Here is an 8,121-nt window from a genome sequence, read left to right on the forward strand (position 1 = left end):
CCCCAGGGGAGGGGAATGGGTAAGGGCGGCGGGGGTCATTCGCTTCGTGCCTCCCCAGGGGCTTCGAAAGTCTCGGTGCGGTCGTGCTCGGGGCGGTGGCGGGCTGCCGGGGCGTCGGCCGTGAGGACGATTCCGCCCAGGAAGGCGACGCATGCCGCAGTGAGCATGGCGATCGTCATGGGTACGGCCGTGCGCTCGCCGCCCAGACCCACGAGTGGCGACACGAGTGCCGCCAGGCCGAACTGGAGCGAACCCAGCAGCGCCGAGGCACTCCCCGCCGCCTGTGGGGCCCGCGCGGTGGCGAGCGCCGTGGCGTTGGCGGCCACCAGGCCGAGCGAGGAGGTGGCGAGGAAGACCAGGGCGGCGGCCAAGGGCAACACGAGCCGTCCCGCCGTGCCCAGCCCGCACAGCACGGCGGAGCAGGTCACCATCACCGTGAGCCCGGTCCGCAGCAGGGGCCGTGGGCCGAAGCGGCCCACGATACTGCGGTTGACGGCGCCGGTGGAGGTGAACCCGAAGGCGTTGGCCGCGAACAGCACCGAGTAGGCGCCGGTGGACAGGTCGTAGACGTTCTGGAACACGAACGACGACGCCGCGATGTATGAGAAGAGCACGCCGAAGGCGAAGCCGTACGCCAGGGTGTAGCCGACGAATCCGCGATCAGACAGCAGCCCGCCCATGCGTTGGAACGTGGTCAAGAGGCCGCCTCCGTGCCGCGACTGCGGAGGGAGCGTCTCGGGTACGAGCAGCAGGACCCCCAGGAACATCAGCGTGGCGAGGCCGGCCAGGACGAGGAAGATCCCGCGCCAGCCGACGGGGCCGACCAGGGCTCCACCGGCCAGTGGGGCGACGACCGGAGCCACCCCACCCGTGATCATGAGGACACCGAACGAACGGGCCGCTCCGCCCGCGGGGGACCGGTCACTGATCACCGCGCGGGCTATGACGATCCCGGCGGCTCCGCTGAACCCCTGGACGAAGCGGGCCGCGACGAGCACCTCGACCGAGGACGCCAGGGCACAGAGCACGCCGGCGAGGGCGCTCACCGCGGTGCCCGCGAGCATGGGGCGACGCCGTCCCCACCGGTCGGACAGCGGCCCTATGACCAGCTGACCGGTGGCCAGGCCGAGCATGAAGGTGGTCAGGGTCAGCTGGACACCGGTGACCTCCGTCCGCAGGCCCTCCGTCATCCGCGGGAACGCCGGCAGATACATGTCCGTGGCGAGCGGAGCCACCGCGTAGGCCAGGGCGAGGGCCAGCATCATGCGCGTCGGCACGTCCGGGCCGCCGCCTGAGGCGGAGCCCGTGGTCCGATCGTCGCGGCGGCGGCGGCGGTGGAGAGGCATGCCGACCCCCTGGGAGCTCAGTGTTCCTTGATGATCTCTACGGTGAGGCGGCCGAGTCCGGTGATCTCGCCTTCCAGGAGGTCGCCGGGCTTCATCCACTGGCCGGTGCCCAGGCCGACGCCGGCCGGGGTGCCGGTGGAGACGATGTCGCCCGGTTCCAGGGTCAGATGCTCGGTGATCCTGACGAGCTGTTCCGGGATGGACCAGATCATGTCCCGGGTGTTGGCGTCCTGCTTCGGCTCGCCGTTGAGCCGGAACCGCAGACGCAGGTTGTCGTGGTCGACGTAGCGGGCCGGGACGACGGCGGGTCCGAGGGGGCAGCTGTCGTCGAAGGCCTTGCCGCCGAAGAGGTCGAACTTCACCAGGTGCTGGGGGTGGCGCTGCCAGTCCCGTGCCGACAGGTCCAGCGCGATGGTGTAACCGGCCACGTACTCCATCGCGTTGTCCAGGCTCAGACGCCGTCCCCGCTTGCCGATGACCACGGCGAGTTCCAGCTCGTAGTCGAACTTCTCCGACTGCTCCGGGTAACGGACCGTCCTGCCGGGGCCGACGAGTGACGTCGTGGGCGGCTTGAAGAAGAAGAGCGGGATCTTCTTGTCCTTCTCCCAGTCCGTGTGGCCGCCGTCCTTCTCCATGTGATCGTAGTAGTTCGCCCCCGTCATCACGACCTTGCGCGGGTACTGGAGCGGTGTGAGGACGTCTTCCAGGGCAGCCGGTGCGGGGAGTGGTGCGGTGGTGTCGGTACCGGAGGCGAGGCGTTCGGCGGCGGCCACCAGGAGCGGTTCGGTGCGGTCCCAGTGGTCGAACACGTTCATCAGGCCGCGCGCGGGCTCCGGTCGCAGCGCCTCGGGGGCGACGTCGGCCAGGGCCCAGTAGCGGCCGTCGACCGACAGCACGGGCGTGGGCTTCCCGCCAACGCGCAGGGTGGCCAGGGAAAAGGTCATGGCGATGGTCTCCGTCAGTCGCTACGAACAGCGTTACTCGGCCGTGCGGCCCGTCAGCGCCGCCAGCATGCTCGGGCCGCCCTGGACGGCGGTGCGTTGCATGTGGTGGAGCACCCCGCGGATGCCGCCCATCTCCTCGCCGCCGCCGGCGCGGCCGGGACCGCCGTGCACCAGGGCGGGCAGCGGGGAGCCGTGGCCGGTGGACGCCGTGGCGGACTCGGTGTCGAGGACGAGGACCCGGCCGTGCCACGGGGCGAGCCCGAGCACCACCTGGCGGGCGAAGGCGGCGTCACCGGTGACCACGGAGCCGGCGAGGCTGCCCCGGCCCCGGGCCGCCAGGAAGACGGCGTGTTCCGGCGAGGTGTACGGGATGAGCGTGCTCACCGGGCCGAAGGCCTCCACCTCGTGCGGTGCGGTGGCCCCCGGGTCGTCGCAGCGCAGCAGCAGGGGAGTGAGGAACGCGCCGCGCTCCGCGTCGGCGCCGCGGGCGTCCACCCGGTCGGGGTCGCCCGACACCAGACGCGCGGAGTCGAGCAGCGCCTTCACACAGCGGCGCACCTCCTCGCGCTGCCCGACGCTCGCCAGGGCGCCCATGCGCACGGCCGGGTCGGCCGGGTTGCCTACGACCACCTCGGCGAGCCGGGCGGCGGCGGCCTCACCGACCGCGTCGATCAGCTCGGCGGGCACGAGGGCGCGGCGGATCGCCGTGCACTTCTGGCCCGCCTTCACGGTCATCTCGGTGACCAACTGGTCGACGTACAGGTCGAATTCAGGGGTACCTGGAGTGGCGTCCGGGCCGAGCACCGAGCAGTTCACCGAGTCCGCCTCGGCGTTGAAGCGCACGGCCTGCCGGACGACCGCCGGATGGGTCCGCAGCCGTTCGGCCGTGGTCGCCGAGCCGGTGAAGGACACGAGGTCCTGCTCGGTGACGTGGTCGAGCAGGTCACCGGCGCTCCCGCAGACGAACTGCAGGCTGCCCGGCGGCAGTACGCCCGACTCCACGACGAGTTCGATCAGCCGGCTGGTGAGGTGACAGGTCTGTGTCGCGGGCTTCACCAGGCTCGGGACGCCGGCCAGCAGCGCCGGGGCGAGCTTCTCCAGGGGCGCCCACACGGGGAAGTTGTACGCGTTGATCTGGACGGCCGCGCCCTGGATGGGAGTGCAGATGTGCCCGCCGAGGAAGCTGCCGTCACGGCTCAGGTTCTCCCGGGCGCCCTCGACGTACACCAATCCCTCGTCGCCGCCAGGGAGTTCGCGGCGGCCCACGTCGGCGTAGGTCAGCAGCACCCGGATGCCGCCGTCGATGTCGTACTTGGAGTCGTACAGCGTCGCGCCGGTGCGGGCGGAGATCGCGTACAGCTCCTCGCGGTGTCCGCGCAGGTACGCCCCCAGGTCCGCCAGCAGTCGGGCGCGCTGGTGGAAGGAGAGGGCGCGCAGTTCCGGGCCGCCGACGGAGCGGGCGTGGTGCAGCGCGGCGGCCATGTCGACGCCGGTGGAGGAGGCCCGGGCGATCTCCTCGCCGGTGACAGCGTCGTGGACGGGGGCTCCCTCGTCCGTGGGGGTGTGCCACTGGTCCTGCACGTAGCTGCGCAGCGTGGTCATCGTGTTGCCGTCCTCTCCGTCGAGGTCGTGCCGATCGTGCCGACCGTCCCGGCGTATCCGTCGTCGCCGTCCGCGACGGCGTGGTGGCCCCAGACGTCGGCGGTGTAGACGCGGCTCACCCAGGTCTCGTCGTCCACCCGGCGGCCCTCGGCTCCCACCTCGATGCCGAAACCGGCGGGGGAGCGCATATAGAAGGAGAACATGAGGTCGTTGGAGTGCCGGCCCAGCGTCGCCATCAGCGGGACCTTGTGCTCGCGGGCACGGTCGTGGGCGCGGCCCACCTCGTCCGCGCTCGACACCTCGCACAGGATGTGGTGCGTGCCCTCGCGCTTCCGGGAGGCGACGAAGGCGACGCTGTGGTGGCGGGGGTTGCAGCCCATGAAGTAGAAGGTCCCGCCCATGGGCAGGTGGGTCACGTCGCTGAGCCGGAAGCCGAGGACGTCGCGGTAGAAGTCGACCGCCTCCATCGCCCGGGGCGACATCAGCACGACATGCCCCATCCCCTGGTCCCCGGTCACGAACGTGACGCCGAGCGGGGAGACGAAGGGCGTGGCGGCGACCCGGCGTCCCGTGAACAGTTCGGTGCGCACCGAGCAGGGGCCGTCGAACCACACCATGCGGTCCACCTGCCGGGCGGCGCACTCCTCGGGAGCCGCCTCGTGGACCTCGACCCCGTGCGCGCGCAGCCGTGCCGTCAGCCGTTCCAGGCCCGCCGGGTCGCCGACCTCCCAGCCGATGTACGTGACACCGCCGGTCTCGGCGGCCTCCACGCTGAACCGGTAGGGGTGTTCGTCCAGCCGCAGCAACCGTTCCTCCGCCGATCCGGGCGGCCCGACGGACATGGCTCCGATCACGTCGTGGGCATACGCGACCCAGCCGTCCGGGTCAGGTGTGCCGATCCCGAGATAGCCCAGGCTGCGAACACTCATCGAAACCTCCCTGGTCGAAGCCCTGCCTGCGGGGCATGGCGGTTCGCCCGCTGCCCGAAGCTACTTGTATGACTTCTAATTATCAAGAGTCTTACGACTTGCGTCGAGGTGTTTGCGTGGCTCTTGACTGTCAAGGTTCTATCTATCTACGGTCGGAGCATCCGACGACGTAAGGCCGTCCTGAGGGCGACCGCCGTCACGAAGGGCGACCCCATGCCTGTATCTGAGCCGCGCCTGGTTCCGGTCGCGGAGAAGGACATACCGGAGAAGGCGCTGACGGCCCTGGAGCCGTACCGCAACCCCCACGCCGACGGCGACATCTACGCGATCTGGTCCACCCTCGCCGCACACCCGGACGCGCTGCGCCGCTTCCTGGTCTTCGGCAACCACGTGCTGGGCAAGAACACCCTGTCCGTCCGGTGGCGCGAACTGGTGATCCTGCGGGTCGCCTGGCGCGCACAGGCCGAGTACGAGTGGCTGCAGCACGTCCGGATCGCCCGCCGGGCCGGAGTGTCCGACGACGAGATCCTGGCCCTAGCCCGGCCCGGGGCCCCCGGCTTCGACGCCACCGAGCAGGCCCTGCTCACCGCGACCGACCAGCTGTTCAGCGAAGCGGACCTGGGTGACGTCGAGTGGAAGGAGCTGCGCGACCGGCTCGGTACCGAGCAGCTCATCGACCTCGTCTACACGGTCGGCCAGTACCAGACCGTGGCCATGGCGATCAACGCCTTCCGCATCCAGCCCGAGACGGACATCGCCGCACTGCGCGCGGAGCTCCCGCTGCCCGCGCCCGGGGCGCCCTGACCACCCACCTCCCGTCCCAGTCGCCCCAGGAGGGGACTTCCATGAAGCTTGCCAACCTCGCCGGACGGGCCACCGTCATCGTCGGCGACCGCGCCCTCGACGTGGAGAAGGCCAGCAACGGGGCGCTCGGCCCCGACCCCGCGGTGCTGTACGACCTGGCGAACCACGACGAGCTGCGCCGCCTCGAACGGTCCGCGACCGACGCCGACCTCGTCGCCTACGACGAGAAGCAGCTCGGCCCGGTCTCCCCGCGGGCACCGAAGATCCTCGCCGTGGCGCTCAACTACCGTGGCCACGCCGAGGAGTCGGGCATCCCGATCCCCGAAGCGCCCACCGCCTTCGGCAAGTTCACGAGCTCGTTGGCCGGGCCGTACCAGCCCGTGATCGTGCCCGAGGGCATCGACAAGTGCGACTTCGAGGCCGAGGTCGTGGTCGTGATCGGCCGGACGATGCGCGCCGTGGCGCCCGAGGCGGTGTGGGAGGGCGTCGCGGGTGTGACCGCGGGCCAGGACATCACCGACCGCCGGGAGCAGTGGCGCAAGCCGCTCAACCAGTTCACCTTCGCCAAGTCCTACGACACCTTCAGCCCGTGCGGCCCTCTGGTGGCGACCGTCGACGAGTTCGAGGACCCGGACGACATCGAGGTCGTGGGGCATGTCGACGATCTGGAGGTGCAGCGCGGCCGTACGTCCGATCTGATCTTCAGCGTCCCCGAGTTGGTCTCCTGGCTCTCCACGTACGTGACCCTGGAGCCCGGCGATCTCGTGTTCACGGGGACCCCCGCCGGCTGCGGCGTCAGGCGTGTTCCCCGCCTGTACCTGGAGCCCGGGATGACCCTCACGACCGAGGTCCAGGGGGTCGGCGTGATGCGCAATCCGATCAGCCGGTGACATCGTCGTGCGCTGTTACGATTCCACCGGTGGGACGTGGGTGAGGAGCCCTTGTCCCGGTGGACAAGAGCCCGGCGGCCGGGGCCGTGACCCTGGTTCCGGCCACCGGGACGCCGTGCGGATGAAGGGAGCCCTCGCGTGTCGGACGCCCCGGTAGGAGACGCCGCCGACCACCCGCGCTCCCGGGAGTTCGCCGAGAAGGTGCGGTCCCGCCACCAGGAGATGGGCCACACGGACCGCCAGCTCGACGGCGTCGAACTCGTCACCCACCTCACCCGGCTCGTCGCGCGGCTGGTCCAGGACTTCGAGGCATCCGTGCACCGGCCGCTCGGGATGACCTGGGCCGGATTCCGGATCATGAACACCCTGTGGGTCTTCGGGGACCTGGAGCAGCGGGAGATCGCCAGGATCTCGGGCACCTCCCGCGCCAGCGTCTCCAGCGCCATCAACACCCTCGAGGAGCGGGGCCTGGTCGAGCGGCGACGGGAAGCGGGGGACCGGCGGCTCGTCCGCGTCTCGCTGACCCCGTCCGGCCTGACGATGCTGCACAAGGCCATCGAGGGCCAGACCGAGCGGGAGCACGCCTGGATGGCGGTGCTCGAGGACAAGGACATCTCCCAGCTGGTCTCCCTGCTGGGAAAGATGGTCAACCAGGAACACCCTTCTTAGAGGTGCCCGCGTTAGAGGTGCCCGCGCCTTCCGGGCGCCGCGGTTGCCGGCACAGCACGCCTCGCGTGTGACCGGGATCTCGTGACGCTACATGCGGACATTTCGTATTCGTCTGTGCATTGTTGGTCCGCGGGTGCTTTGGGGTGCCCTGGGCCCGCCATCGCGCCGCCCTTGAAGTCCTCTCGGTGAAGTTTGTATGACCCTTGACGATTAGAACTCTGACGCTTACGTTCTCCCCCAACCTGTTCCGTCTCATGGGCAATGACGCCCCGCACCCGCTGCGAGGAACGATGGACATCGGCTGCCTGTTCGCGCCCACCACCCGCGCCCCGGACCACATCGCCGAGGCCGAGCGCCTCGGCGCGGCGGACCGCGCGTCGCGGATCGAGGAGTACATCCTGGGCCTGCGTGCCCTGATGGCGGGCGAGGAGATCGACTGGGAGGGCACGAGGATCGCCCTGACGTTCCCCGGACAGTCGGGACTCGCCCCGGTCACGGACGTCCCGGTCCTCGCCGCCGCGCACGGGCCCAAGGGCTTCGCCACGAGCCCCCGCGTCGTGGACGCCGCAGGCCCCGGTGCCGCGCTCGGACTGCACCTCGGCGAGTTCGGCCCGCTGGCCGGTGCCGACGAGGTGCGCGGCTACCAAACCTGGCTGGCCCCCGTGCCCGAGGAGCGCCGCCACATCGGGACGCACCGCGAGCACCTGATCGGTGTGACGCCCGAGGAGCGTCCCTGCATCACGCCCAAGGTCATCGAGGCCGCCACCGCCACCGGCACGCCGGAGCAGATACGCGAGCGGCTGAAGCACCTGGAGCAGTCCGGCGCGACCACGGTCGCCCACCAGCCGGCCGGCCCCGACATCGAGCGCGAGCTGCGCGCCTTCGCGACAACCGCCGGGCTCTGAGCCCACCCGAGCCGGCGGTCGACCCCCCGAGC

General features: G+C 70.8%; 8 protein-coding genes. 4 read left to right on the plus strand and 4 right to left on the minus strand.

Annotation, left to right across the window (positions count from 1 at the left end; all coding sequences use genetic code 11):
* Positions 1 to 35: 35 nt before the first annotated feature.
* The 4 genes from FNH08_RS38170 to FNH08_RS38185 are packed head-to-tail and all read right to left on the minus strand — an operon-like array spanning position 36 to position 4,821.
* A complete protein-coding gene (locus FNH08_RS38170; RefSeq protein WP_228034608.1) occupies positions 36 to 1,346 on the minus strand; it encodes a multidrug effflux MFS transporter in 1,311 nt (436 codons plus the stop codon).
* A gap of 17 nt (positions 1,347 to 1,363) precedes the next feature.
* Positions 1,364 to 2,290, minus strand: a complete 927-nt coding sequence (locus FNH08_RS38175; RefSeq protein WP_152776113.1) for a fumarylacetoacetate hydrolase family protein — start codon at positions 2,288 to 2,290, stop codon at positions 1,364 to 1,366.
* Between the two features lie 33 nt (positions 2,291 to 2,323).
* Positions 2,324 to 3,892 (minus strand): phenylacetic acid degradation bifunctional protein PaaZ, encoded by a 1,569-nt coding sequence (gene paaZ, locus FNH08_RS38180; RefSeq protein WP_152776114.1) that lies wholly within the window; start codon positions 3,890 to 3,892, stop codon positions 2,324 to 2,326.
* Positions 3,889 to 4,821 carry a VOC family protein gene (locus FNH08_RS38185; RefSeq protein ID WP_152776115.1) on the minus strand — a complete coding sequence of 311 codons (933 nt, stop codon included), beginning with the start codon at positions 4,819 to 4,821 and terminating at the stop codon, positions 3,889 to 3,891. Before FNH08_RS38185 ends, paaZ begins: the two co-directional genes overlap by 4 nt.
* A 213-nt stretch (positions 4,822 to 5,034) precedes the next feature.
* Between FNH08_RS38185 and FNH08_RS51155 the strand changes: the two genes are divergently transcribed.
* The 4 genes from FNH08_RS51155 (at position 5,035) to FNH08_RS38205 (ending at position 8,089) form a co-directional block, all read left to right on the plus strand.
* On the plus strand, positions 5,035 to 5,625 hold the full coding sequence (locus FNH08_RS51155) for a carboxymuconolactone decarboxylase family protein (RefSeq protein WP_194238758.1): 591 nt from the start codon (positions 5,035 to 5,037) through the stop codon (positions 5,623 to 5,625).
* Between the two features lie 41 nt (positions 5,626 to 5,666).
* The gene (locus FNH08_RS38195; RefSeq protein WP_152776117.1) at positions 5,667 to 6,515 is read left to right on the plus strand and encodes a fumarylacetoacetate hydrolase family protein; all 849 of its coding nucleotides are present in this window, start codon (positions 5,667 to 5,669) and stop codon (positions 6,513 to 6,515) included.
* 138 nt (positions 6,516 to 6,653) lie between these two features.
* Entirely contained in the window at positions 6,654 to 7,184 is a 531-nt protein-coding gene (locus FNH08_RS53730; RefSeq protein WP_322726158.1) for a MarR family winged helix-turn-helix transcriptional regulator, read from the plus strand.
* Between the two features lie 254 nt (positions 7,185 to 7,438).
* On the plus strand, positions 7,439 to 8,089 hold the full coding sequence (locus tag FNH08_RS38205; protein ID WP_228034609.1) for an LLM class oxidoreductase: 651 nt from the start codon (positions 7,439 to 7,441) through the stop codon (positions 8,087 to 8,089).
* The last annotated feature ends 32 nt before the right edge of the window (positions 8,090 to 8,121 follow it).

The organism is Streptomyces spongiae (assembly GCF_009377185.1).
In the GTDB taxonomy this organism is placed as follows: Bacteria; Actinomycetota; Actinomycetes; order Streptomycetales; family Streptomycetaceae; genus Streptomyces; species Streptomyces spongiae.